Source organism: Halomonas qaidamensis (assembly GCF_025917315.1).
GTDB lineage: Bacteria > Pseudomonadota > Gammaproteobacteria > Pseudomonadales > Halomonadaceae > Vreelandella > Vreelandella qaidamensis.
Genome location: NZ_CP080627.1, coordinates 396,038 through 420,051 on the forward strand (window position 1 = coordinate 396,038; position 24,014 = coordinate 420,051).

A 24,014-nucleotide genomic window follows, 5' to 3' on the forward strand; every position below is an offset into this window, starting at 1 on the left:
TAAAGAGGCTGTTACGAGATAAATTATCTATAAGAAACATCGTCGAGTTAGGAATGTCGGCAAGCGATTCTTGCCTGGCTCTCCGCTGGATTTGAATGTTAGGAGTTCGCATGAACGATACCGTTAATCTCTGGGGGAAAGCGCTAGCCCAGCAGCAGCGCACGCTGCGAGCGGAGCTAGTAATTGTTACGCCGATGTTTATTGGTGATGGAACCCAGCAGGCCAATAGCGTGCGTGCATCCTCTATCAAAGGTGCGCTGCGCTTTTGGTGGCGCGCGCTGAATTGGGGGCGGATGCTGGAGGTTGAGCGCGGCAGTGTAGAAAATGCGCTTAGGCGCTTGTACCGTGCTGAGGCTCGCCTGTTTGGACTTGCCGCTAAGGGCAAGAAGGTCCAAGAGCCAAGTGAAGGCGGGCAGGGATTGTTCCGACTTAGCGTCGAGCAGTCGACAGACATAAAGACCCAGAATAGCTGGCCCATGGATGGTAATAGCCAGGGCGGCTATCTGGGCTACGGGCTTTGGGCCACTAGGTCGTCGGAGGCGCGTAAGTCCTTGGAGGAGGGAGCGCAGTTCACGCTGACGCTGTCGTTCAAGTCTGGTATTAACCAGGTTGATTTGGCAAGTCAGGTCGATATAGATCAGATGCGCCAAGCCGTTAGCCTATGGGGCCTACTTGGTGGGCTGGGGAGTCGAGCACGGCGTGGCTTTGGTAGCGTGGCGTTGCAAGTGCTGGACGGGCAGACGATGACGGTGAACAGCTCCCAAGAATACGCAGCACGGTTAAAGGCAGCGCTTGAAGATGGACCTTGGCCGGCAGCGTTGTCAGATACTCCCTTTACGGCCTGGTCACAGCAGACACGCTGTCTAATGTTTGCTCCGGCCCTAAGTGGCCGACAGGCCATTGGCAATCTGGAGCGGCCGTATAAGGACGTGCGCAAAGAGTTGAAAGGAATACAGAAGGCGGTATTTGGTTTACCGCTGGCGGGTCACGACAACAAGAATCGCCGCGCTAGCCCGTTCATCATGCATGTGCATCCGGTCGGCGAGCAGTATCTGCCGGTGGTTACTTATCTGCCCGCAAACTTCCATCATGCCTACCCCAATAACCCACTGAATGATGCGCAGAGCCTCAAGCCTCTGGAAATGTTCTTTGAGCACAGCAAGGGGAGCCTGCTATGAGTCAGCGCGATCAATACTTTCATCTGACGCTAGGACCGGTGCAGGGGTTTGTGTCCCAGGCGCGCCGCACGCGAGATTTTTGGGCCGGTTCTTTCCTGCTGTCGTGGCTTTCCAGTGTGTCCATGGCGGCGGTGCGGGCTCAGGGTGGCAAGGTCGAGTTTCCGGTACCTGATGAGAATTTCTTGCAGGCGATTCAGGGGCAGCCAACTCAGAAGCTGCCCCAGCAGGGCAGCGTGCCCAACCGTTTCAAGGCACTGGGTGCCAAGGTAGGCCATGACTTCAACCCTGATGCTGTAGTGCAGACAATGCAGCAGGCTTGGTTGGCGCTCTGCCTGCGCATCTGGGAGTGTGATTTATCCCCACACCTGGAGGATGAGCGGCAGCTGACGGTGACCCGTGAAATCTGGTTTCGCCAGGTCAGCCAGTTCTGGGAGATCAACTGGTGCCTCACCGATGACCCGAAACGCAGTGACCTGCTGGACAGGCGCAAAAACTGGCGCAGCCATATGGCGCCGGAAGAGCCGGGCGTCAAGTGCATGATGATGGCTGGCTGGCAGGAGCTTTCCGGTTTGGAGCGGCCAGACCAAACGCGCTTGGATGCATTTTGGGATGCGCTGAGGGAAAAGCTGAAGCATGGCAAAACGGATCTTCGTCCCGGCGAGTGTCTGTCGGCGCTGGCCTTTGTCAAGCGGCGCTTCGTGCGCCATTTTGATGACTGGAAAACCACGTTAGACAGCGGCCTGACTCTGGCCGGCTGGAAGCTCAACCCCAATGTGCCTTCGGTGCCATATATGGCGGCGGCACCTTGGTATACCCAAGTACTGGAGAAGGCCGTTAAGGATGTGAGGGTAAAGGATGCGCTGATAGAGTTCTTCGACAGCGCCGAATTGTTAGTTGGCTCACCCGAAAGCCAAACGCCGCTCACCAGTGTGTCGGAGGCGGCAAACCGCTTGGGTTTTGGTTCTGTGTACTCTGGTCTGGACGGTGTTGTTTTTCATGCCTCACAGCTAGAACAGGGAGGCCGGCGCTTCGATCAGCCAGATAATGCAGGCGTGGTGCTCAATTCGCTGGCGGCATTACGCAAGGCGGCAGATATGGGCGAGGCGTCAAGCTTCTATGCCGTCGTAGTCATGGATGGCGATAGCCTGGGCAGCCAGATGAGTGATACGGACAAGCAGTCGCAGATTTCTCATGGCCTCAAAGACTTTACTGACGGGGTACCTGAGATTGTGGCGCGCCACAGCGGCTTTTTGATCTATGCCGGTGGCGATGACGTGCTGGCGCTGGCGTCAGTTGATCAAGCTATTGAGATGGCCAGCGAAATTCGAGGCCATTATAACGCTTGCTTTGCTGAGCAGAACAAGGCGTTGTCGGCGGATAGCCAGATCACCACCAGCCTGTCGGCAGGCATTCAGTTTGCCCATATGCGTATGCCGCTGACCTTCGTGCTTGACGATGCCCATCGCTTGCTCGATGACGTTGCCAAGGATAAGACCGGCCGTGATTCGCTGGCGATCCGTGTGTGGAAGCCGGGTGGTTTGCATCTTGAATGGAGTCAACCTTGGGGCTTTTTGTTAAAAGAAGGCGGCACGGTTAACCGTTTGAGCGAGCTGCATCGCCGCTTTGTTCAGCGCGAGCAGCAGTCGCACTTCACTAACAAATTCATCTTCAAGGCCATGGCGCTGCTGGAACGACTGCCTAATGCGATGTTCAGTGCAACGGTTGGGTCAGACGGCCAACTGAGCAATCACTTGCTACGAACCTTGCTGACGGCGGAGCTTCGTCACTCGGGAATCGCGCTTGATAATTCCAAGTCGGAAGTCAGCCGGAAAGAAGTAGACAGCCTGATTGAGCCGTTGCTTGAGATGTTGGAACAGCGCAAGCGCAAGGTAAAGGAGGGGCAACCAGCGGACATTCAAGCGACTGGCGACTACTGCGCGGATGCGCTGCGGCTGATTCGATTCTTGACCATGGAAACTCAGTGTGAGGCGCAAGTAGTAAGCAGCAAGGCTGCAAGTGATAAGGGGGAGTTGGTATGAGTCGTCAACGCTGGTTGTTTCAGGCTGTGGATACTTGGTTCTTTCGTGAAGCCCGTGCCCACGAGGCGGTTGGCGTAGGACAGCTCGATTCTCAGTTTCCACCGCCGGTTTCCACCTTGATGGGCGCAGTTCGCACTGCGCTTGGCGACCTTGCCGGTATCGACTGGCATCGTTTTGCCACTGAGCAGGAATATTTCAATTGGCTCGGTGATGGCGGCCAACTGGGCGCGATGAGCGTGAACGGCCCGCACCTTTATCTAGCGGATAAGCCGCTTTATGCCGTGCCTGCAGACCTGCTGGCTGGAATGGGCGACGACGCACAGCAGCAGTTTTCCCGGTTGCGTATTGGTGAGCCGGTGCGCAGCGACCTAGGGTTCGTCGCTTTACCAGAACTGAATGATGCGCCGTTAGGCAGCAAGCCGCTGGCGGGCGTCTGGTTAACCTCAGCGGGCATGGCCCGCTGGCAGGCGGGTGAATGTCCAAGGCAGGACCAGTTGGTGTGGCGCAAGGATCACATCAGTAACGAGCCGCGGCTGGGAATTGGTCGAGATAATAGAACGGCGACGGTGCAGGAGGGGTTGCTTTATCAGACGCTTCATCTGCGCTTCCATTCTGACAGTGAGTTGCGCATCGGACTAGAGCTGGACGGCGTACCAGAAGAGGTAGCCGAGCGCCTTCCAAGCGTGACTGGGTTGAGGCTGGGTGGAGAGGGCCGTGAAGCTCACGTTTCAATCGAGCCACTCCATGCAAGCCAAGTAGCAGATGTGCCTCACACCGAGAGCGGAGATCGCGGGCTTATTTTGATGCTGGAAACGCCTGGGGTTTTTCTCACAGATGGCCAGGCCCAGTGGTGCTTGCCGGGCTTTACCGCCGTGCAGAATGAGGCCGGTCTAACAACTCACTGGCAGGGCAGCATTGCCGACGTTGAGCTCAAGTTGATTAGTGTGGCGATGGATCGCAGTCAGCGGGTCGGCGGTTGGGATCAACGCCAACGCAAGCCCAAGGCGGTGACTAGTCGGGTCGCCCCAGGCAGCTTGTTCTACTGCGAGCTGGCCGACTCAAGTGCTGGCTTGCAAGGCGCGCTAGAAGCACTGGATGGTCAGCAGGTTGGAGAAGATCAAGCCTGGGGCATGGGTCGTCTTCGCGTAGGGCGCTGGCGCTGAGGTGCTCGCTGCAGTGCGCTCAATATCTCGAATCTTTTCTCTTTCATAAGTTACTTAAGGATGACCGCCATGACGGCCACGACACATCTAATCTTCGGGCTTTTCACCGAAACTCCGCTACACGCGGGAGGCGGCAGTAAGGACGGGCTGATCGATCTCCCTATTCAGCGTGAAATACATAGTGGTTGGCCATGCGTTTTCGGTTCGGCGATGAAGGGCGCGTTAAGAGCTCGTGCCGACCAGCTGGGTGTAGACGATGACCTCAAGGTAACGGCATTTGGACCAGATACGCTCAATGCATCAGATCATGCTGGAGCTCTGCTGGTTGGCGATGCACGTTTGCTGTTATTGCCGGTAAGATCGCTGACGGGACACTTTCGCATGGTGACGTGTCCCGCGCTGCTGCGTCGCTTTGTGGCTGATCGCGCCCGCGCTGGTTTGACTGGCCCAATACCAGCCATTCCTGAGGTAGAGCAAGGCTCGGTGCAGGTAAAGAACCCGCAGGGAAAAGGCGATATTTTTCTAGAGGAATTTTGTTTTACGCCACAGCCGTGGTCAACTGCGGATGAGTGGGTTGAGCTATTACTCGCGCTGGTTGCTCCGGTGCCGGGGTTAGAGGAAAAAGATGTCCGCGAGACGCTAGCTAGCCAGCTGACAGTGGTGGATGACGACAGCTTCAGCCACTTCTGTCGCAGTGCGATTCCAGTCCTACCCCATGTGCGTATCAACAGCCAAACCAAAACCGTCGAAGGTGGCGGATTGTGGCATGAGGAAAGCCTGCCGCCCGATACGCTTTTATATTGCGTGGTGGCTGCTCAACCGCCGCGTAGCAAGCGGTATCATGATATGAACAGTGCCAAATTGCTTGAGCAGGCCTGCGAAGCGTTATTTGCAAGCGGGCCATATCTGCAAGTTGGTGGCAATGAGACCACTGGCATGGGCTGGTGCCGTGTTGCACGCGTGGCGGCCGAACTACCTGGGGGTGAGCAGTGAGTAAAAAAAACAGGAAGGGAAATACGCCTGCGCCAAAATTCCAAGTTCAGGGGGTTAACAAAAAGCTGGCAGGGACGGCTGTGGTCAAAGAAACGGCTGTGGTCAAAGAAACGGCTGTGGTCAAAGAAACGCCGATTAGCAGCGCAAGGGTACCTTCGGCAGCGGGCAGCGGTGATATCCGCCTGATTGAACAACGTCGAGCCAAGTTTGCCCTGCAGCGAATCGAAGACGCACTGGCAAAGTCGGAAGATGGAAAATACCGTCATTCTCAGTTGAAGAGTTTTCTACGTCGCTTGCCGGCGATGATCCAAATGAACGGTTTTGGCCAAGCGCTGGCTTTTTACTATGCCAAGCGCACTAACTACGAAGCCTATGGCGTGGTGTATAAGCTGCTAGAAGACTGGTTGTGCGCTGAAGGTCAGGTATATGCCGGTGCTGAAGGTTTTGAGTATGCTTTGTATCCCCAGTCTCGTCCTCATCTACTTCATGAGCTAACGTCGCGCGACCAGTATCACTATCGTCGAGCGGAGGCCGAGGCGCAGGCATTGCTGGCTTGGGCCAAGAAATTCGCTGAGGCGCTGATCCTCAGCAACGATGATGTGGAGGACGATTGATGGATGGGATTCCACTATACCAAGAGTCTCGCATACCTAAGCGTTTTCTGGCGGAAGCGCAAGGGCATCCGGGGCTTTGGTTCGAGCGCTTTTACAACCAGTACAGCGCCGACTTTTCGCTGGAGAGCAGTGAGTCCAAGATCAACTTTCTTAAGACGCTCTGTCACCCCGAACGCGGCGCGTTGCGAGTAGGTATCCCTTACGAGCTTCGCAAAGCATGGGTACGTCAGAAAAACATGCTGGAGCACTGCCATGGTCGGCAGTGGGTGTTCTCCTCCGACTGGCACTTTGTGACGGGCCTAGGCAATGCCCACCCAGTAGAAAACGCCCTGCTGTTTCACCCAACGCTGGGGGTTCCTTACCTGCCGGGTAGCAGTGTAAAGGGGCTGGTGCGCGCCTGGATCGAGTTGCACCTGCCCGAGCCTGAGGCCGCGCTCAAGCGCATTTTCGGGAGCGCCAACAAAGAACCGGCCGGCAGCGACAACAGCTTTGAGGCTGGTGAAATCATGTTTTTCGATGCCCTGCCCATCGCACCTGTGGAGCTGGTAATCGATACCATGACACCGCACATGGGGCAGTGGTACGAGCAGGGTGCCGAGTTCCCAGGAACCAAAGCGTCTCTGCCCGCCGACTGGCATGATCCGGTGCCGGTGCCTTTTTTGGCCGTCAAGCGTGTGTCACTAGCGTTTTCTGTGGCCCCTCGTGTAAAGCGTGAGGATACCGACGAGCTTCTGGCGTTTATCCACCAGGTATTAGAAAGTGCGCTGCTGCACGCCGGCGCCGGCGCCAAGACCGCCGCAGGCTATGGAAGCTTTAATAGTTGCAGCTACGATGCGGCCAAGATGATTAAAGGCTGGACGCAGGAGGTTGAGGAATCCAGAGCTGCACAGCAAAAGGAGGCCAGATTGAAGGCTATGTCGCCTGCTCAGCAAATACTTATGAGCCTGGAAGCCGATATGCAAAAGTCGGAAATGCAAAATCCAAGCAGCGGAGGCGTCTTCCATAACGCGCTATTCGACCAGATACGAAGTGCCGCCACTGAGTGGTCGACAGAGGACTTCACTGCCTTGCTTGAGCTTACTCACGATTTTTTCAAACAACACGGTAGTAAGGCTAAACGTAAGGAGTTCAACCAACTCAAGCGAGAGCTGGTGGGAGAGTGAAGCCGATGTCAGAAAGTAAGGCGGAGAGTGCTCTGACGAAGTCAGCGGTGCCATTGGTACCAAAGCTTTCCTTTGGGCACTATCGTTTTTGGTCGGTGGCCGATGAGTCGATCCATCTGCCAGGTTTTGCTGGAGCAACGCTACGCGGAGCCCTGGGGCACGCGCTTCGCGAGCTTTCGTGTATGACCGGCCAGCCCGATTGCCTGGGTTGTCCGTTGCTCGGAAACTGTCGCTATCCGGCGCTATTCGAGCCTAAGTTGCTAGGGAGAGGAGACCCGCGCCAGCCAACACCGCCACCGCCCTACATCATCCGCTCGCCGGTGGCCCCGCCGCGAACGTATCAGCGAGGTGAAACGTTTGAGTTTGAAATGGTGCTATTCGATCTCACACCCGCTGATCTCGAACTAATATTGCGCGCCTGGCAACGCGCCCTATGGAAAGGTCTAGGAACGCGTAAAGGCAGAGCACGTCTGTCGCTAGTGCAGCAGGCCCAGGACGGGCAATGGGTCAACCTCTTCCAGCCTTGTGCTGGCCAATGGTCTTCGGCGGCCCCTTCTCTGGAAGCGCCTGATCCTCCCCAGACATTGAAATCACTGACGCTAATGTTTGTAAGCCCAGTCAGGCTGCAACATCGTGGACGACTCTGCCTGGCAAACCAACTGAGCGTTGATATCGTGGCCGGTGCACTGAAGCGACGACTTCAGCATCTAATTGCGCCACAGTCGATGCCGATGCGGGGCGTGTTTGATACAAGATCGCTATCCTTAAAGACTGATATGCGCCTGTATCGATGGGAAAGGCAGTCGAGCCGGCAGGGATGTAATATTCGTCTGGACGGCCTGCTGGGTAATATGGAACTTGCCGGCTCTGGTCTGGCGGACTGGTGGCCTTGGCTATGGCTTGGGCAGTACACACATATCGGCAAAAATGTTAGCCATGGATTAGGTCAATATCAACTACTTACCACCGACAGTTAAATCCGCTCCCTACATACTTTTCCGGCAACGCTTTTAAGGCGGCCCCATCCATTACTTGAACATGCATGCTGGCTGGCTGAGCGTTTGACGCTACGCCTGTGGTTCTCGGCATTGCCAAACGATTGGGCCGATGAAAGGTGGCAACGCCTGTTCGCGTTGCAGCCAACCAGCTTTTGTCCAAAGTCGGCCCTTAGTCTTAATCCCTTGGAAGTCAGGGAAGCGTTCGGACCACACTCGCCAGTAACGCCAACAACGATGGTTTGTCTTAATCCCTTGGAAGTCAGGGAAGCGTTCGGACCCAACCCTGCAGCTGTTGCGCGAGTGATGGCCGTCTTAATCCCTTGGAAGTCAGGGAAGCGTTCGGACGGAAACCGCCGAAATTTGCGGGGGCCAGATGCCGTCTTAATCCCTTGGAAGTCAGGGAAGCGTTCGGACGCAAAGATGTCACGCACCTGCTACCTTCCGACGGTCTTAATCCCTTGGAAGTCAGGGAAGCGTTCGGACAGTAGGCCATAAAATATACGTTTTATATCAATAACGTGGAAGTAAAATTTCATGACTGTTTTTGACATAAAAAGTTTGCTTTTATTTTTTATTTGTGATCCATAAATTTTTAGCATTGAAAATAGAATGCCTCAATTTCGTATACGTTGCAATGTGTGTGAGGCATCAAAACAGCCCGTGACGTTATATCTCATATAAGTGGCTTAAGCCTCTGGGTAAGAAAGCAAGGGGGTTAGTAGCGCGACGCCAACCGATAAGCGCTGTCAATTAGGCGCATAGCGGGAATCTGATCCCAAATCATGTCGCTATTCCAGGTGCCATAACGAAGGTTGTGGGCAAACGTATCCAACTGGCTGCACATGGCCCGCTCCCAACCGCGGGTATGCTCGCTAATCAAGTGGCCATTGCACCATACGCCTTCGCGGTTCGCTGACCAGATATTCGTCGCGGTTTTGATGACCACTTCTTCGGATTTCTGCTTTCCAACGCAGGACTCCAGCATTACCCAGCAACGCTCGCCGCGCCCTACTAACATAGCTTGGTCGTCGATTTGCTGTTCGTTTACCGGCGTGTCTCCTTGCCATAAAGAAGCAGCAACTAGGTCGAAAGGGCCAATCAGGTAGTGCAGAAGGTCAATCAAATGGTAGCCGGAGTCGAGTAAAGCGCCACCACCTGCCGTCGCTCGGTCGCCCCGCCAGGTGGTGTTTTCAACAGAGGTGTCAAACCCTAAGTGTAAATGTGCATGCGCTTCTAGCGGGCGTTCACCGCTTGCACTGATTTGCTGTTTAAGCGCTTGATAACTTGGATGATGGCGCCGTTGAATAGCGGTTTGCACGTAACAGCCTGACTGCTGTGCCTGGGTTAATAGCTGAAGCGACTCATCTAGGCTTCGGCCTAAGGGCTTTTCTTTAAGGATAGGCAAACCAAGGGTAAGTACATCGCCCCAGATATCCGTATAGCAGTGGTGGGGCAGCGCAATGACCAGCCCGTCGAGTGCATACTCGGCTAAGGCGAGCGCATCTTCCGCAATAGCCAGTGCTGGCTGCAAGCGTTGTGCTTTACGGCGACTTTCAGTGCTGGGGTCTATGCCCACCACAAACTGAACGGCATCGCTCTTGCTGGCCGCACTTAAGTGCTCCTGCCCCTGGTTACCCAGCCCAATGATCCCAAGGCGTAGCGGTGTGTTTGTCTGCATCAGTGTCCCCACAAACTGCCAGCAGTCATATCAATGGTGCTGCCCGTTAGATAGCTTGAGCAAGGTCCCAGCAAAAAGTGGATCATGTTGGCAATCTCTTCAGGTTGGCAGAGCCGGTTTAGAAAGGTGCCTGCCGCAATCGCGTCACGCCGCTCTTGGGGCCAATCCTTGGTCATCTCTGTAATGGTTGGGCCAGGCAGCAACAGATTAACGCGAATGTTATCAGGGCCGAGGTTACGTGCGGTGCTCATGGTTAAGCCGTGCAAAGCAGCTTTGCTGGCAGCGTAACTTGGTTTATTGGCGCCCACTAACCCAACCGGGGACCCAACATTTACAATGCTGCCTTTGCCTGCTGCGCGCATAAGTGGGGCGACTAACCGGGTGAGCTGCATCGCCGGTGTCACGTTAATAGCAAAAGAGGCGTGCCAATCACTATCCTCAAGCACATCAATAGGCTTGCCACGCGAGACACCCACTAGGTTGACCAACCCGGCCACCGTTGGCATTTCTTCAAGCGCTTGCTGAATGCGTTCCTCTAGCGCGGGGGAATCCAGTGCTATTGGCAACGCCGTAATAGCCGCGTGGCTGGCCGCTAAGGTTGCTAGCCGTGTTTCGTTATGATCTATAGCCAACACCTGCCACCCACTGACGGCAAGCGTTTGGCAAACAGCACGCCCCATGCCGCCTGCAGCGCCGGTGACGATACTGGTAGTAAGTGCTTCCATTGCGTGTGTTCCTAGTCGATACGTTAACCGGAAAAATCAGATAAAAAAGCATTGGCGCTGTCGCTGCCTATCCTCAATACCACAAGAGGCGTGATAACCCTGAGCATGCCCAAGCCAAGCAAAACCATTGTCATTGCTGATGGGTAACTGCTGCCAAGTGCGGTCTAGTACGGCCGTGCTTGGAGGGGGTAAATAAGGTATTAGCGCGAGGCAGTCGCTCACCGCTGCAGAAGGCGTTAGGGGTCGATCATCTAACTGATGGAGTAATTGGTTCGCCCAAGCATGCTCCATGGGGAGCGATGGGCCAAAATATTCGCTAGCTTGCTGCAGCGCAAAGCGCACGGTCGCGCGAGATGATGAGATGCCTGCTTGCCACCCGCGTAACGCTTGCCCAAGATAAATAAAGCCAGCCGCTACCGGAGTAGGAGAGTCGGGGAGCGTTTCTGAAAGTTCATCAAGAATATGCCCGTTGTCGGCACCCTGTTTATCCCAGCGTAAAAACTGTAAACGTGCCAGAGCGTGGAGTCTGCTGGCGTGGTCGTGGCTATCGCGTGCCATAAACCGTGCACTCATCAACAGCGATTCTGCACGCAGATGTTCTTTACTGCGCATTAACGCGGTAGCCAGGTAGTTGAGCTGCTTGGCCTGTTGCCCTTTTCCAGGAGGCAATAAGTGGTAGGAAGCGCTGATGCACGCATGGGCTTCTTTCGTGTGTCCGTTGCGTAATAACAGCTCCCCAAGCGCACCGTAGCCCCGCAATATATCAAATGGCCGGTCTGCTTTACGCGCCGTGTTTAAAGCAAGCAGTAACCACGCGCGGGCTGCTTGCCAGTGGCCTGTGCGGGTATATACCTTTCCCAAGCCTAAGGCCGCGGTGCATAAAAGGTGCTGGCTTTCAGGCGAGTCATCTAGGTTTAAACATGCATCATGCAAACACTCGGCAGCCGCGGGAAAGTGGCCGCTATAGTAGTGGCGCCACCCAAGCCACGCTTTGTGGTGTGCAATAGGCAGTGTTTCACGCTGGGCATGAGTCAGGGGTAGCAGTAATTGCCACGCCAGCCAGTCGCGCAGTGCCGGCGGGCCGTTTTCGTCGTTGACCCAGCGCACAGCTTCATGATCGTGACCATGTACCAGAGCTTGTAGGTGGTAGTCGTGCAGCGCCAGCAAACGCCAATCACTTGCCCTCATGGCAGTGTCCTTAATCAATAAAGTGAAGCTAACTTAGCACGAAACTAGCTTGGCGCGACTTCATCGCGGCCAGTTACCTTCCTTGATCCATGTGCTGATTTTTTCCGGCAACGCTTTTAAAGCAGCGCCATCCATCACCTGAACCTGCATGCTGGCAGCGCGTTTAACGTTACGTTTGTGATTTTCGGCATTGCCAAACGACTGGGCCGATAGCAGCACTTTAGTGCCGAATAACCCTGATGACTGCTCAGAGAGACTATGCAATTTGTGTAACACCTGTTGGTCTTGCCCTTGTTCGTCCATACGTCCGGTCTTGCACTCTATAAGCAGCATGCGGTTACGGTGAACCCCCACTAGATCGAATTCGTTGCGAATGTCGTCTTTGCGAGCCGACAGGTCGGTTACTTCCGCGCCGCAATAAACGTCGGCCAGGCCAGCATCTCTTGCACAGTGCCAGGCATACTCTTCAAGCCAGCCACCGCTCAGGTACTCAGCGCTCTCCAGCGTGTTGAACCTCAGCATACGAGGAGCGCTGGGCGACCACTCGACCATCTCAGCTTCGGCCATCATCTCAAGAGCTTCACGCCAAGGTTTGGCAGGGGGCTTGCTTAGCGATTGCTCCCAACCCTCTGGGTTCAGCGTGTTTTTTGTACGGCGATCGCCTTTGAGAACCACCGGCTGCTTATGTTTATCCGATACGTGAATCAGGTAGTTAAGTGCGCCAAACAGCGAAGCTAACGCTTCTGCGTTTCGCCCTAAGTGCTTGGTCAGCGCCTTGCGCTGTTGAACCCTGTCGCGCCACTCCTGATCATCAGAAAGTGACTGGCAAAGACGCTTACCGTTAAGCCTGAGGTAAAGGCCGGTATTTAGAACCGACTCGATAGGCAGCGTATGGAATGTTTTAGGATCAAGGTCTGTGCCTAATTGGTAGAGTGCTCCCGCCTCAGAATCGGTATATAGAAGTTCGGCGCCGCTTGTGCGCATGGCTTCCTGAAAGAGCAGCCCCATCAGCTTACTGCCGCCGGTCATATCATAGGTAATCGCTCGTCCCGGGGCAGACTCATGCCAGGCCAATAGCTCGTCCGCCAGCTCGATGGCGAAGTTTCCGATGGCTTTGGGGTCGGTGTCGGGCAGGCCTTGGCGCAGCTCGACACAGGTATCGGGCAGCAGCTCTTCCATCAGCTTTTCCAGCCGTTTGCCCGGTTCGAGCATGCGTTGGCTAGCTACCAGGCACACCTTTTCGGGTTTGAGCTGCAAAATGGGGATCAGATTGGCTTCGGCACGGCCTGTCACCAGCGTGACATGTAAGCGGGACATAGCGGTTTTTTCCTATTCTTAGCGTTAGAACGACAAAAAGAGTTTAAGAGCCAAATAGCTCAAGGTAATTAAATTTACATAGACCGATATTAACGCTTGTGTACCACGAACGGGCACAGCTTGGCACCCAAGCATTCCAACTGGTCAGCATCAAGCTCGTGGCCACGTAGCGCTGGCGGCATCTCGATGCTCAGGTGCCAGTATTCGGCGTGGCGTTCGCACACGTCAGCGACAAGCTGGACAGGCAAAGTACCGATGACACGGTCGCCTGCCGCCACTGCAGTGATGTCTAAATGGTGATGATAATGATCTACCTTGATCTGCTGCCTAGCCAGCCATTCTATGGCACCGGGGTGGCGGCTGACGAAGTGACAGGCCATAGATGGCTTTTCCTATCAGATGGGTACGATGGCCATCAGTATAAGGTGAAATTACGGTCAAGAGGCGTGCCAAAAATTTGTAAGGCCGCCAGCGCGAAGGGCTGAAACGGCAGATAAAATGCGTTTTGCACTGGTGGCAATAATGAGGTGATGCATAAAGAGTGGTTTACGAACTTGGCGTTAATCCCTTGGAAGTCAGGGAAGTGTTCGGACTCAAAGCCGATCTTTGCCAAGACTGTAAGGGGGTCTTAATCCCTTGGAAGTCAGGGAAGTGTTCGGACCGAAGTAAGCAAGGTGAAAGGCCTCCTTGGTAAGTCTTAATCCCTTGGAAGTCAGGGAAGTGTTCGGACGTACAGATACACGTTTACAGACTACACCTGTAGGTGTCTTAATCCCTTGGAAGTCAGGGAAGTGTTCGGACAGCAGGCTTTGAAATAAGCGTTGTATATCAGTTGCTTGGAAGCGCATTTTTACGACTGTTTTTGACATAAAAAGTTTGCTATTTTCATGATTTTATGATGTGTAGTTTTTGCTTGCTTTGCTTAGTAATATTGCCCTAGTAATGCACTGGCTACAATACCGAAGTGCAAGGGTTTAGTGAAACGTGAGGAGCGAGGTTTGGCTCTCTGAGTGGCTGTTCTTCATGCCTTATTGGCAGAGCTTGCGAACACACTTTTTATCGGTTTGGGCGAGGTAGGTTGAGCGCTGACAGCGGATATTCCAGTGCGCCTTTCCATGACAAGCCCCCTGCAGCAGGACTCGCGCTAGCGGCGCTAGATAGAGAATAAAAGATCCGCCCATGCACCCAGAAACTGGCTAATATCACTGGGTGTAATTTGCACGACCGATAGTACCGACAATAAGCCGATTAAGCTTAGCGTTATATTGATGCGGAATGCACGCCGTGCCTGTGCTTCTTGCTTGGCAATACGTTCAGCTTCCTGGCGTTGCTGCTCATTTTCTGCTTGCTGGTAGCGCAGTTCCCGCAGCGTTTGGTTTTGTCGCTCACGTTTGGTAAGCAACAGGTTCGAGATATCGTTCAGCTGTGACGTTAGCTGACGATTGGTTTCACTCAATTGCCAGTGTGCGGCGAGGTGTGACCAGGCTTGATTAAGCTGTTGACGAGAAATATCGATGGGCTGAGCAAAAAAATCGCTGGCATTAAATGCTAAGACTTTTTCATGCAGGGTTGCCAATGCATCAAAGCGCTGATGCTTTAAATGTTGGGTAAGCGTCAACATGTTGGTTGTCATTACGTAGTGATACGCTGCGGCAAGGGCTTGGCAGATAACAATACGTTGGAATTGTTGGTAGGTAGTGCCGACCAACGCGAGCCCATTGCGGTCGCAAGCCATTTGGCAGCGCTCGCCTAAGGGAGTGAATGCGCTATCGGGTAACGCATTGGAGCCACGCAGAAAATGCGACACAGCACGCCTGTCGGTAGCGTGTATATCGCTGCCAAGAGGTTGCTCCCACCAGCCTACTCGCGCTAATGCTTGGCAGTGTATTGCTTCATGTTGAGGTAGCGGGCAGGACGTAAATAAGACGCGAACACGCACGCTAGAAGATGACATTTGGAAAAATGAGAGCTCCCACTGCATCGCATCACGGGACAGGCATGCAAACTGGCTGTAGGACGCTACAGGCGGAATGAAAAAGCTAATGCCTTGATTAGCAATTTTCAGTGTTGCCAATTCGTTTGGCGTGCTGTGAGTAATCTTGATATAGGCAAACGAAGCTTTCATATAACGCCTTTCCTGTTCGCAAATTGCGTGTGCTGTTGCTCTGTTGTTGAGCTAAGCCAATGAAAGCGGAATCATAAAGAGGTAATCTTGATGGCACTTGCCACCAAAATTTTTGCGGTTGTTGTTAGTTTTTCCGCATCCGTTCGCCAGGGAGTGCCTGTTTAAATGTCAACGGATTTGCCACAGGCGGTGCCAGCAATACCTCGTGTGCCTATTAGTCGCTATCGCTTTACGTTGCGTGCCGATACGCCTTTTCGGTTAACGGGCTACCCAGGCGCTATGTTGCGTGGGGCTTGGCGAGCAAAACGCGCCAATGACACTGCTCTTGGTTGCGCATGAACAAGCGCCTTCCGTATGGCAAAGCGTTTGGCAAGCGAGTGTGGGAGGAAGGTTAGGGTCAGCCCTGCCACGTCTTGTAGCGCATAGGCCTGAGCTGACCGTGCCGCCTACTACTGAAGGTATCCTGCTTCACTCTCACTCGTTAACACGTCAACGTTGGGCGCGACATTCAAATCGCCAGCAGAAAGCCATGCGGCTTGATGGGGTAACCGGGGAGCTAACGCTTCACGGCAGGCTAGAGGCGTGGTGGCCATGGCTTTGGCTGGGTCAGTACACGCACGTGGGTAAAAACACTAGCTTTGGTGTGGGGCAACATCATCTTTCGGTGCTTGATTGAGCTTTTTAGTAGCAAAAATTTTTGTCGTCAGTGCTAGATAAACGCTGACGCTACCGTGTGACGCAATATCCGCTGTTAAGGAATTGCGTATGCCGGTAGGTCAACAAGCCATTAACGCTGTCACCGAATTAGAAGCGCTAGCGCAACGCTATGGTATTCCCTCGTTATGGCATATCACCAGCCGCGAAAATGTAGCGGCTATTGTGAGCAACGGCTTGATGAGCCGCCACCGCGTACTGCAAAGGCAGGTGCCATTGGTGGATATTTCTGAAGCAACGGTACAAGACCACCGAGTGGCGAAAGGTACCCGCAACGGATTAACCCTGCACGATCACGTGCCGTTGTATTTTCGCGCTCGCAACCCAATGCTGTTTTGCCGACGTAACCGTAATGCCTCGCTCTGCTTGCTGGAAATAGATACGCGTGTCTGTTTGTTGGGTGGCGTGGTGTTCAGCGATGGGAATGCAGCCTCTGGGAGTACGCAGTTTTACGACCACTTTTCGGATCTGCGCTTTCTCGATTGGCAAGCGCTCGATGCGGTTTACTGGAGCAATGTGCCCGATGGCAAGCGCAAGCGTTGTGCCGAAGTGTTGGTGCCCCACCATGTGCCGGCGAGCTTGGTGCACCGCGTGCATACGGCCACTGCGGAAACGTGCGGTTGGCTTCGGTTGCAGGGTATTGACGCAGTTCATTCACCCACGCTGTTTTTTTGAGGAGAATAAGGCATGGGGTTTCGTGTCATTGAGGGCAATATTTTCACTACCGAGCAGCAAACGTTGGTGAATACGGTGAATTGTGTGGGTGTGATGGGAGCAGGAATCGCACTGGAATTCCGGCTGCGTTATCCAGACATGTATCGCCGCTATGTCGAGATATGTAAAAAAGGCCAGCTCGATATCGGAAAGCTATGGCTGGTTAGGACACCTGGACGCTGGGTGCTCAATTTTCCCACGAAAAAGCATTGGCGCTACCCCTCTAAAGAGGCTTACTTGCGCCAAGGGCTAGAGAAACTGGCAGCTAGCTACGCACAGAAGGGAATTTATTCTATTGCTATGCCGCTGCTAGGGGCTGACCGGGGGGGCATCGACCCAGAGGTAAGTTTGGCGCTGATTCGTGAGTATCTCGGCGTAGGGTGTGACGACCTAGATGTTGCTGTGTATCGCTACGACCCAGCCGCAAAAGATGACCTGTTTGAAACGTTCAAAATACGGTTGTTGAGTGACTCTAGCGAAAAAATTATCAGTGCCAGCGGCTTAAAAGCCTCGGCATTAGATAAGCTGCGCAATGCTCTTGAGCAAGAGAGTATTTGTCAGTTGAATCAAATGCTACAGGTGAAAGGGATTGGCTTAGTCACCTTGGAAAAGGCATTTCATTATGTGCAGTCGCCCACTGCTGATGCGCCAGATCTGTTTATGTCAGGCTTCTCAAGCGCTCCCTAATCAGCTTATGTCATTGTCCTTCTGCACCTGCCTATTTAGGCGCGGGCACATCATTTCAACGAAGCGCTCAAGACCAGCTCAGTCGCTCAGGCAGCGGTTAAATTTCACTCACGCTGGTTGATTAAATGTTGGCTTTCGAGCATGTGGGATACCATGGTGCGGTATACGCAATATTTACTAATAAAGGGAATTAAGAAATGAGAGCAATGCTGACCTTGGCCGCTTCATTTAGCGCGCTCACCTTTTTAGCGGGCTGTGCTGGCGCGCCCAGCGTGCCAGTAGGGGATCGAAGCTATAGCGAAAGCAACAGTCGCGCCTACAACCTAGCGATGGCGGGTGGCCTGCGCGAAGCACGGGATACCAAGCTGGGGGAGGACGACTACAGCTCGATGATGAGCGACCTATCAAGCGGTGCGGGTACCGCCTTATCACTTTCAAGCTCTGCTGGTATTGGCTTGTCTGGTGGCGCTTCCTTGGGGCTAGGGCTGGCGTCGGCGCTGTTCTCTGGGCCAGGGATGATGCAGCGTGACAGCGCGTTTGCGTTCGTGCCCTCAAGCGAAGCAACAAGCCCCGAAAATGCAACAGAAGTAATTCGTGGCTACTTCTACGATGCAGTACAAAACGTTGCTGACAACAGTGAGTTTTCGATGCATTACAACGAAGGTGAAAAAAATGTTCGGTTCTCTCGCCAGCGCAACATATCAGCTATTTATTTAGTGAATGAAGAATTAGGCTGCCCTATGCCAACAGAACAACATCGCGGCAAAGATGTGTGCGTATTTGGTTTGTTAACACCCCATAAAGCCAGAAGTTTACGTGCTACACCGTTGGCAGCAAATGCGACAAGTCAATATAGCTATCCATATTTAGCTGGCAACCATATCGAGTCGCTATTAGTTACTGTGGGCCTTTCAGATAACGCAAAAGAAATGCTTGGAAGTGAGCAAGCAGAAGCCAAAAGGTTAGCACTATTAGCCCTATTTTCTAGCAATATGCCTAGCTGGTTTTATATTTATATGAAAGGCGGTGAAGCCAATCCCCCGCTTATTTTAGAGCGCGGTACCGCCGAGCTTTTCGTTACTCGAAAGTAAACACATAAAAAAAGTGGCCCCACGCAGGGGCCACCTTTTTTATTTTTTCCATAACTACCCTTGGACATCCTGTTAGCACGATCAATATCGCCACTCTCGAACCGGCTAGTCATCCTGTCTACAGCAAACACGTCTTCCAATAAGTCTTTGTAAGATAGGGAAGTGTTCGGCCCGTAACTGGCGCTTACCTGGCTACTGGTGCGTCTTAATCCCTTGGAGGTCAGGGAAGTGTTCGGACTGTGATCGAAGTCGTCAGCAATCAAGCATCCGTCTTAATCCCTTGGAAGTCAGGGAAGTGTTCGGACTTAAACGCTCTCACAATAGGCGCTGCAATAGGGTCTTAATCCCTTGGAAGTCAGGGAAGTGTTCGGACCGATCCCAACAACAACGCCAACAGCGTTGGATGTCTTAATCCCTTGGAAGTCAGGGAAGTGTTCGGACTCAGCACGGCAGCGCAACGGTATGCGGCATAGTGTCTTAATCCCTTGGAAGTCAGGGAAGTGTTCGGACATATTACGGTACTGCCACGTTAGAAGATTGGCGTCTTAATCCCTTGGAAGTCAGGGAAGTGTTCGGACTGAACAGATTAGTAAGTCTAACGACTTTTTAAAGTCTTAATCCCTTGGAAGTCAGGGAAGTGTTCGGACTGTCTTCGCATTCTCGGAGAGAGTTTCCGAGGAGTCTTAATCCCTTGGAAGTCAGGGAAGTGTTCGGACAAATAGCGGGTTACACTATCGCGGGCATTGCGTCTTAATCCCTTGGAAGTCAGGGAAGTGTTCGGACGCGAAGGCGGTGCATGACAAGGCGCAGCGTCGGCGTCTTAATCCCTTGGAAGTCAGGGAAGTGTTCGGACATACATCCTCAGGAGATGCAAACCCACGATCCGTCTTAATCCCTTGGAAGTCAGGGAAGTGTTCGGACAGTAGGCTCAAAAATAGTCCTTTTATATCAGTTGCTTGCAGGCAAAAAATAACGACTGTTTTGAACATAAAAAGTTTGCTTGTTAGGTTGTAATGTGCTAGGCATTTTTTTAATGGGCCAAGCCATCATCTTGCCCGAAATGTTTACGATGCTCAAGCGTTGGAAACCCCTCCACATGTAACCCTTCGGGCAGCGGTGTTTTGCCCCACCAGATAATGCCGTGATCCGAAAGTAGCGGATAGCCGCGAACGTCGTCTTCTTTCGGGTCGATGAGCCTAGCCAGCTCTTTTTTAAGACACTGCAGTTGGCGATAATCACCATGCCAGGCAAATACGGATGCCTGCAGCGCAAACGCACAGCGTTGAAGCAGCTGGTGTACTCGGCGTAGACGTTTTTCATGACGAATATCGTACACTACCAATTGCCACTGTGGTTGGCTCATGCGGGTTCCTCCGGCAGTGTATGTTGGTCCACTGTGCGGGCTAGTACACGAGCATAGCCCGCTAGGTAGCGGCGCCACTGCCGTTGGGCGCCATCCAAATGCGCGTAATAAAGTTTACGCCCTTCCTTGCCTAGCCAGCAGCCTCGCTCGTCCGGTGGGGAAAAGTGGCGCCCGTTGAGGGTGCCTTCGGCAAACAGTGTGATAACCCATGCTTCAATACGCGGTCGTAGCGGCTCCATTAAGTCGCAAGCAAGTGATTTTCGCCCGCTAACCAAGCGGTGGTAGCAACCTAAAGAGGGGTCTAAACCTACCTGTTTGAGTTGTCTCACGCTCTCTTCGTAAGCCAGCATGTAGCTGAGTGACAGCATGGCATTGACAGGGTCAGGCGGCGGTCGACGTTTACGTTGAGTAAATCCGAGAGAGGGCGAAAGCTGTTGGCGCCAATAGTTAAACAGTGCTTTTTGCGCACCACCTTCACAGCCACGCAGCATTGCTTCGTTAGGTGCGGTTAGCGCTTGTCTTGCGCTGTTTGCCATGGAAACAGCCAGCGCATCTGCCGCTTGACCTCGTCCGCGTAACAGTGAAATCGCCACCTTTAATTTATGGCTAACGACATGACGCGACCAGGAAAGGCGGCTGACGCTAGTTGATTGCCAGTGGTATTGCACGCTGCGGCGATGAGCTTGCTGAAGGTGATCTGCATAGAGAGAAAACCCGCGGTCGGCATAGCGCTCGTTGACCACAATGAAATCATGAATGTCATAAGCTACTAACCATGCGGTTAAGTGCATCTTAATTGCCGCCTGAACATACGCTTTCCCCTCATGCATTACGATCAATGGCAATGTGGCAACTTAGAAGCACGAGCGCGAGCTATAAAAATTTTCTGGCGGTAGGGTGAAAATTTTTGCGGTCGGTGTTGGTGGGATTAAGCGTTAAACTAGCCAAACCTATAACGTTTACTTAATTCTCGCTGAATGTAATACAGGAGTGTTTATGGCGCTTACCCTGCTCGCGGTTACTGGTATGACTCCGCAAGTCATCACTGAGACACTTTTTGGCCTGCATCGTCAGCGCAGTCCATGGCCTGAAAAGCTGCATATCATCACCACGCGAGTAGGTGAGGGAGTGCTATCGCGCAGCCTATTTGAAGAAGGCAAGCTGAACGCTCTGTGTGATGAGCTTGAAATGCCACGGTATACCCCTGGGCAAGTTGTGATTAATGTGGTGCCGGATGCTGACGGTAAGCCGGTAGACGATGCTCGTACACTCGCCGATCATGAGGCGCTAGCGGATTTCATTATGCAGATCGTGCGCGAGCTGACTGCCGATGAAAAGACCACGTTGCATGCGTCGATTGCGGGTGGACGTAAGACCATGACGTTTTATTTGGGCTACGCAATGAGCCTGTTTGGGCGGCCTGAAGACAGGATGTCGCATGTGTTGGTGGGGGCTGGCTACGAAAGTCACCCTGACTTCTTTTTTCCAACACGTACGTCTCAAATGATTGTAGGCCGTGATGGGCAGCCGCTGGATATGGCAGAAGCCATTGTCAGCCTTGCGGATATTCCCTTTATCCGACAGCGTGATCAATTGCCTAATATGCTCCAGCAGCGTGGCGAACCCATGAGTTTTCGTCACTTAGTTGATTTAATTAACTTAGGTGCTCAGCCGCATCGTTTGAGTATTCGTTTGAACGGCTCCGAGCAAACGCTAAACATTCTTGCTGATGGTCAGTATATCCATTCATTAACCTTCAGCGGGCTGTTTGACTGGTGCTGGTATGAAACCGTGGCTCGCGCTACTCAAGAAGAGGATGGCGCGCTGCGTCGTCATACGCCAGAAGGCGAAGAGAATAGTGCTTATTTAGGGCATGCGGTGATGGCACGGCTGGCGGTGCATTTGGGACTGCCTTACGATGCGGAGCGTGATCTGCGACCGCAGGTGGAGGAGTGGTTAAAGCATCATGAAGCAGTGTTAGAGGGCGCTCGCATACGTCCGTCTGATTTCTCTGCGAATATGTTGCGTGGGTTAGATGTTAGCCAAGCGACTAACCGCATCAAACGGCGCTTAAAGGCGGAGCTGCCTGAGGGTATTGCCTCGCGTATTTCTCCAGGATTGTATTTTGACGATGCAGGTCAAAAGCACTCACGCACACGCAAGGGAGGCGGGTACGCTTTGAATATAATGCCGGAGCAGGTTTTACTCTGTTAACTCGGCCTGCTCTGTTTATTGACGGTTACCAAGGCGAAAGGTGGCGCGGGCTTTCGGTAAAGAGCTTTGACGGCGGCTAGTCTGGCTTGTTAGGGGCGCATCAAATTTTCCAGTTCATCCGCTCGTTGGGTGGTTTCGTTGAGCAAGCATGAATTGGCGCTGATGCGTGCCATTGTTCCTCCTTCTGGGTCGGCATAGAAACCACAATTAGCTTCTTTGTATGTAATCCATGCCCGTTGGGCGGTGAGCAACTGGTCGCGCCGTTCACTGCTCAACTGGTGACGAAGCTGCTGGTAGTTATCATTGAGCCTCTGATCTTGATGCTCATATTCGTTCGATATGCAGGTGACCATATCGAGCGTGCTAATGGCTTGCTGCATACACACCTCATACGAGTGCGATTTTTCGTTACTGACTGCGACAGTGCTCACTAGTAGTAGTGTCGCGATGAGTAGGGGGCGACGGATGTCTGGACATTGCATAGCACTATTTATCTCTTTTGATGATGGAGTGTGTTTATGGCTAGAAGAGAGCGTTATCTTTAACAGCCACAAGACGCTTGAGGAATGAAAGGCTCAGCGCTTTGCTGCGGACGACGGTTCAGTGAAAGGCGTCGGCTGGATTAATCCCACAGCTTCTATTATTAAAATAGCCAATTATTCTGAGGCTGGTACATAGTTATTTTGAGGCTGGTGCATAGTTTAGTGATCAACAGGCACGCCATCGGCGCAGCTTTAGGGCAAAAAAGAAAAATGAATGGGGTGGGGAATAAAATGGGGTGGGGAATAAATCGCCTGACGGTCGTTAGAAGAAATTGTTCATAAAATAGAGAAAGCTAATGTATTGCATGCTCGTCACAAATGTGTCGCGGGGAATTAGTCAACAAACAAACACAAAAAAGGCAGATCAGTAAGTAACTGATCTGCCTTTCAAAATATTGGTAGCGGGGACCGGATTTGAACCGATGACCTTCGGGTTATGAGCCCGACGAGCTACCAGACTGCTCCACCCCGCATCAACGTGTTGCGTATTCTACGCATATTTGGCGCGAAGTCAACCCCATGCATAAAACGCTTCTATGCTTGCTTGCGACTTTCATCGTGCTGCAACATTGTCATAGTAAAGCTATGCTTCCAATAGGGATAAAAAAAAGCTTACTGTCAGTGTGTCGTCATATTAACAATACGATGCGCTGTGAATACTAAAGCGCTACGGCGCTTATTTAGAAGGGTTTGTGACACCACGCTAGTGCTCAGTGTCCAAGCTTTTCGTCATGTCAGGGAGGTAGTCAATGGCTAATCAAGTCCCCGTCGCCTGGGTAACCGGTGGAACTGGTGGAATCGGAACGTCAATTTGTCATTCGTTGGCGGATGCGGGTTATTTGGTGGTGGCGGGATATCATAATCCCGAAAAAGCCAAAACCTGGCTGGAAGCTCAGAAAGCCGCCGGTTATGACAACATTGCGTTATCGGGTGTTGATCTTTCCGACCATAATGCCTGCTTGGAAGGTGCCCGCGAAATTCATGAAAAGCATGGGCCGATCAGTGTGTTGGTCAACTGTGCTGGTATTACTCGTGATGGCACTATGAAGAAGATGTCCTATGAGCAGTGGCATCAAGTAATTGATACCAACCTTAATAGCGTCTTCAATACATGCCGCAGTGTGATTGAGATGATGCTGGAGCAAGGTTATGGGCGCATCATCAATATTTCTTCTATCAATGGGCGTAAAGGTCAGTTTGGGCAGGTGAACTATGCAGCTGCTAAAGCGGGCATGCATGGGTTAACCATGTCGTTGGCGCAAGAAACTGCAACCAAAGGCATTACCGTCAATACGGTATCGCCTGGTTATATTGCGACCGATATGATTATGAAAATTCCTGAGCAGGTGCGTGAAGCCATTCGTGAAACCATTCCAGTGAAGCGTTATGGCACGCCAGAGGAAATCGGTCGGCTGGTAACGTTCCTGGCAGATAAAGAGTCTGGCTTTATTACCGGCGCGAATATTGACATTAACGGTGGTCAATTCATGGGCTAAACCGCCCTGGGC

The 24,014-nt window shown here is 52.8% G+C and carries 23 protein-coding genes, 1 tRNA gene and 2 CRISPR repeat arrays; of the genes, 14 read left to right on the plus strand and 10 right to left on the minus strand.

Annotation, left to right across the window (positions count from 1 at the left end):
- Positions 1 to 110: 110 nt before the first annotated feature.
- The 7 genes from cmr1 (at position 111) to cas6 (K1Y77_RS01945) (ending at position 8,127) form a co-directional block, all read left to right on the plus strand.
- Positions 111 to 1,178 carry a type III-B CRISPR module RAMP protein Cmr1 gene (gene cmr1, locus K1Y77_RS01915; protein WP_264430051.1) on the plus strand — a complete coding sequence of 356 codons (1,068 nt, stop codon included), beginning with the start codon at positions 111 to 113 and terminating at the stop codon, positions 1,176 to 1,178.
- Positions 1,175 to 3,217: a type III-B CRISPR-associated protein Cas10/Cmr2 gene (gene cas10 / locus K1Y77_RS01920; RefSeq protein ID WP_264430053.1), complete on the plus strand. Its 2,043-nt coding sequence runs from the start codon at positions 1,175 to 1,177 to the stop codon at positions 3,215 to 3,217. Before cmr1 ends, cas10 begins: the two co-directional genes overlap by 4 nt.
- The gene (locus K1Y77_RS01925) at positions 3,214 to 4,380 is read left to right on the plus strand and encodes a type III-B CRISPR module-associated protein Cmr3 (RefSeq protein ID WP_264430055.1); all 1,167 of its coding nucleotides are present in this window, start codon (positions 3,214 to 3,216) and stop codon (positions 4,378 to 4,380) included. Before cas10 ends, K1Y77_RS01925 begins: the two co-directional genes overlap by 4 nt.
- A gap of 69 nt (positions 4,381 to 4,449) precedes the next feature.
- Positions 4,450 to 5,373 carry a type III-B CRISPR module RAMP protein Cmr4 gene (gene cmr4 / locus K1Y77_RS01930; RefSeq protein ID WP_264430056.1) on the plus strand — a complete coding sequence of 308 codons (924 nt, stop codon included), beginning with the start codon at positions 4,450 to 4,452 and terminating at the stop codon, positions 5,371 to 5,373.
- A gap of 98 nt (positions 5,374 to 5,471) precedes the next feature.
- On the plus strand, positions 5,472 to 5,987 hold the full coding sequence (gene cmr5 / locus K1Y77_RS01935) for a type III-B CRISPR module-associated protein Cmr5 (RefSeq protein ID WP_264430059.1): 516 nt from the start codon (positions 5,472 to 5,474) through the stop codon (positions 5,985 to 5,987).
- Positions 5,987 to 7,150 (plus strand): type III-B CRISPR module RAMP protein Cmr6, encoded by a 1,164-nt coding sequence (gene cmr6, locus K1Y77_RS01940; RefSeq protein WP_264430060.1) that lies wholly within the window; start codon positions 5,987 to 5,989, stop codon positions 7,148 to 7,150. The genes cmr5 and cmr6 overlap by 1 nt, the downstream gene beginning before the upstream one ends.
- 5 nt (positions 7,151 to 7,155) lie before the next feature.
- Positions 7,156 to 8,127, plus strand: a complete 972-nt coding sequence (gene cas6, locus K1Y77_RS01945; RefSeq protein ID WP_264430061.1) for a CRISPR system precrRNA processing endoribonuclease RAMP protein Cas6 — start codon at positions 7,156 to 7,158, stop codon at positions 8,125 to 8,127.
- 193 nt (positions 8,128 to 8,320) lie between these two features.
- A CRISPR array of direct repeats spans positions 8,321 to 8,631; the repeat unit is 36 nt; unit sequence GTCTTAATCCCTTGGAAGTCAGGGAAGCGTTCGGAC.
- A 232-nt stretch (positions 8,632 to 8,863) separates the two neighbouring features.
- Here the strand turns inward: cas6 (K1Y77_RS01945) and K1Y77_RS01950 are convergent.
- The 6 genes from K1Y77_RS01950 to K1Y77_RS01975 form a co-directional block, all read right to left on the minus strand.
- Positions 8,864 to 9,826, minus strand: a complete 963-nt coding sequence (locus tag K1Y77_RS01950; protein ID WP_264430062.1) for a Gfo/Idh/MocA family protein — start codon at positions 9,824 to 9,826, stop codon at positions 8,864 to 8,866.
- The gene (locus K1Y77_RS01955; RefSeq protein ID WP_264430063.1) at positions 9,826 to 10,551 is read right to left on the minus strand and encodes an SDR family NAD(P)-dependent oxidoreductase; all 726 of its coding nucleotides are present in this window, start codon (positions 10,549 to 10,551) and stop codon (positions 9,826 to 9,828) included. The genes K1Y77_RS01950 and K1Y77_RS01955 overlap by 1 nt, the downstream gene beginning before the upstream one ends.
- 36 nt (positions 10,552 to 10,587) lie before the next feature.
- A complete protein-coding gene (locus tag K1Y77_RS01960) occupies positions 10,588 to 11,739 on the minus strand; it encodes a hypothetical protein (protein WP_264430064.1) in 1,152 nt (383 codons plus the stop codon).
- 60 nt (positions 11,740 to 11,799) lie between these two features.
- On the minus strand, positions 11,800 to 13,056 hold the full coding sequence (locus K1Y77_RS01965) for a Card1-like endonuclease domain-containing protein (RefSeq protein WP_264430066.1): 1,257 nt from the start codon (positions 13,054 to 13,056) through the stop codon (positions 11,800 to 11,802).
- An 89-nt stretch (positions 13,057 to 13,145) separates the two neighbouring features.
- A complete protein-coding gene (gene csx16, locus K1Y77_RS01970) occupies positions 13,146 to 13,436 on the minus strand; it encodes a CRISPR-associated protein Csx16 (protein ID WP_264430068.1) in 291 nt (96 codons plus the stop codon).
- A gap of 773 nt (positions 13,437 to 14,209) precedes the next feature.
- Positions 14,210 to 15,181, minus strand: a complete 972-nt coding sequence (locus tag K1Y77_RS01975) for a hypothetical protein (RefSeq protein WP_264430070.1) — start codon at positions 15,179 to 15,181, stop codon at positions 14,210 to 14,212.
- A gap of 165 nt (positions 15,182 to 15,346) precedes the next feature.
- On the opposite strand from K1Y77_RS01975, the gene K1Y77_RS01980 reads away from it, so the two are divergent.
- From K1Y77_RS01980 to K1Y77_RS02000, 5 genes are all read left to right on the plus strand, one after another.
- Positions 15,347 to 15,520, plus strand: coding sequence for a hypothetical protein (locus K1Y77_RS01980; RefSeq protein ID WP_264430071.1), 174 nt, complete (start codon positions 15,347 to 15,349; stop codon positions 15,518 to 15,520).
- Positions 15,495 to 15,857, plus strand: a complete 363-nt coding sequence (gene cas6, locus K1Y77_RS01985) for a CRISPR system precrRNA processing endoribonuclease RAMP protein Cas6 (RefSeq protein ID WP_264430072.1) — start codon at positions 15,495 to 15,497, stop codon at positions 15,855 to 15,857. The genes K1Y77_RS01980 and cas6 (K1Y77_RS01985) overlap by 26 nt, the downstream gene beginning before the upstream one ends.
- Before the next feature lie 89 nt (positions 15,858 to 15,946).
- Positions 15,947 to 16,570: a DUF4433 domain-containing protein gene (locus K1Y77_RS01990; protein ID WP_264430073.1), complete on the plus strand. Its 624-nt coding sequence runs from the start codon at positions 15,947 to 15,949 to the stop codon at positions 16,568 to 16,570.
- A gap of 12 nt (positions 16,571 to 16,582) precedes the next feature.
- Positions 16,583 to 17,296, plus strand: coding sequence for a macro domain-containing protein (locus K1Y77_RS01995; protein WP_264430075.1), 714 nt, complete (start codon positions 16,583 to 16,585; stop codon positions 17,294 to 17,296).
- Positions 17,297 to 17,493: 197 nt separating this feature from the next.
- Complete coding sequence (locus K1Y77_RS02000; protein WP_264430078.1) at positions 17,494 to 18,387, plus strand: hypothetical protein; 894 nt, start codon at positions 17,494 to 17,496, stop codon at positions 18,385 to 18,387.
- 202 nt (positions 18,388 to 18,589) lie between these two features.
- Positions 18,590 to 19,308: direct repeats of the CRISPR family, unit length 36 nt; unit sequence GTCTTAATCCCTTGGAAGTCAGGGAAGTGTTCGGAC.
- Positions 19,309 to 19,417: 109 nt separating this feature from the next.
- On the opposite strand, the gene cas2 is transcribed toward K1Y77_RS02000, so the two are convergent.
- Together cas2 and cas1 are read right to left on the minus strand one after the other, a co-directional pair.
- A complete protein-coding gene (gene cas2, locus K1Y77_RS02005; RefSeq protein WP_264430080.1) occupies positions 19,418 to 19,750 on the minus strand; it encodes a CRISPR-associated endonuclease Cas2 in 333 nt (110 codons plus the stop codon).
- On the minus strand, positions 19,747 to 20,541 hold the full coding sequence (gene cas1, locus K1Y77_RS02010) for a CRISPR-associated endonuclease Cas1 (protein ID WP_264430082.1): 795 nt from the start codon (positions 20,539 to 20,541) through the stop codon (positions 19,747 to 19,749). Before cas1 ends, cas2 begins: the two co-directional genes overlap by 4 nt.
- Positions 20,542 to 20,746: 205 nt before the next feature.
- Here cas1 and csm6 point away from each other — a divergent pair, with 205 nt between their 5' ends.
- The gene (gene csm6 / locus K1Y77_RS02015) at positions 20,747 to 21,964 is read left to right on the plus strand and encodes a CRISPR-associated ring nuclease Csm6 (RefSeq protein ID WP_264430083.1); all 1,218 of its coding nucleotides are present in this window, start codon (positions 20,747 to 20,749) and stop codon (positions 21,962 to 21,964) included.
- Positions 21,965 to 22,053: 89 nt separating this feature from the next.
- Here the strand turns inward: csm6 and K1Y77_RS02020 are convergent, their stop codons facing one another.
- Both K1Y77_RS02020 and K1Y77_RS02025 read right to left on the minus strand, forming a co-directional pair.
- Positions 22,054 to 22,344, minus strand: a complete 291-nt coding sequence (locus tag K1Y77_RS02020) for a lysozyme inhibitor LprI family protein (RefSeq protein WP_264430084.1) — start codon at positions 22,342 to 22,344, stop codon at positions 22,054 to 22,056.
- 558 nt (positions 22,345 to 22,902) lie between these two features.
- Positions 22,903 to 22,979, minus strand: a tRNA-Met gene (locus K1Y77_RS02025).
- A gap of 276 nt (positions 22,980 to 23,255) precedes the next feature.
- On the opposite strand from K1Y77_RS02025, the gene phbB reads away from it, so the two are divergent.
- Positions 23,256 to 24,002 carry an acetoacetyl-CoA reductase gene (phbB, locus tag K1Y77_RS02030; RefSeq protein WP_030074446.1) on the plus strand — a complete coding sequence of 249 codons (747 nt, stop codon included), beginning with the start codon at positions 23,256 to 23,258 and terminating at the stop codon, positions 24,000 to 24,002.
- The last annotated feature ends 12 nt before the right edge of the window (positions 24,003 to 24,014 follow it).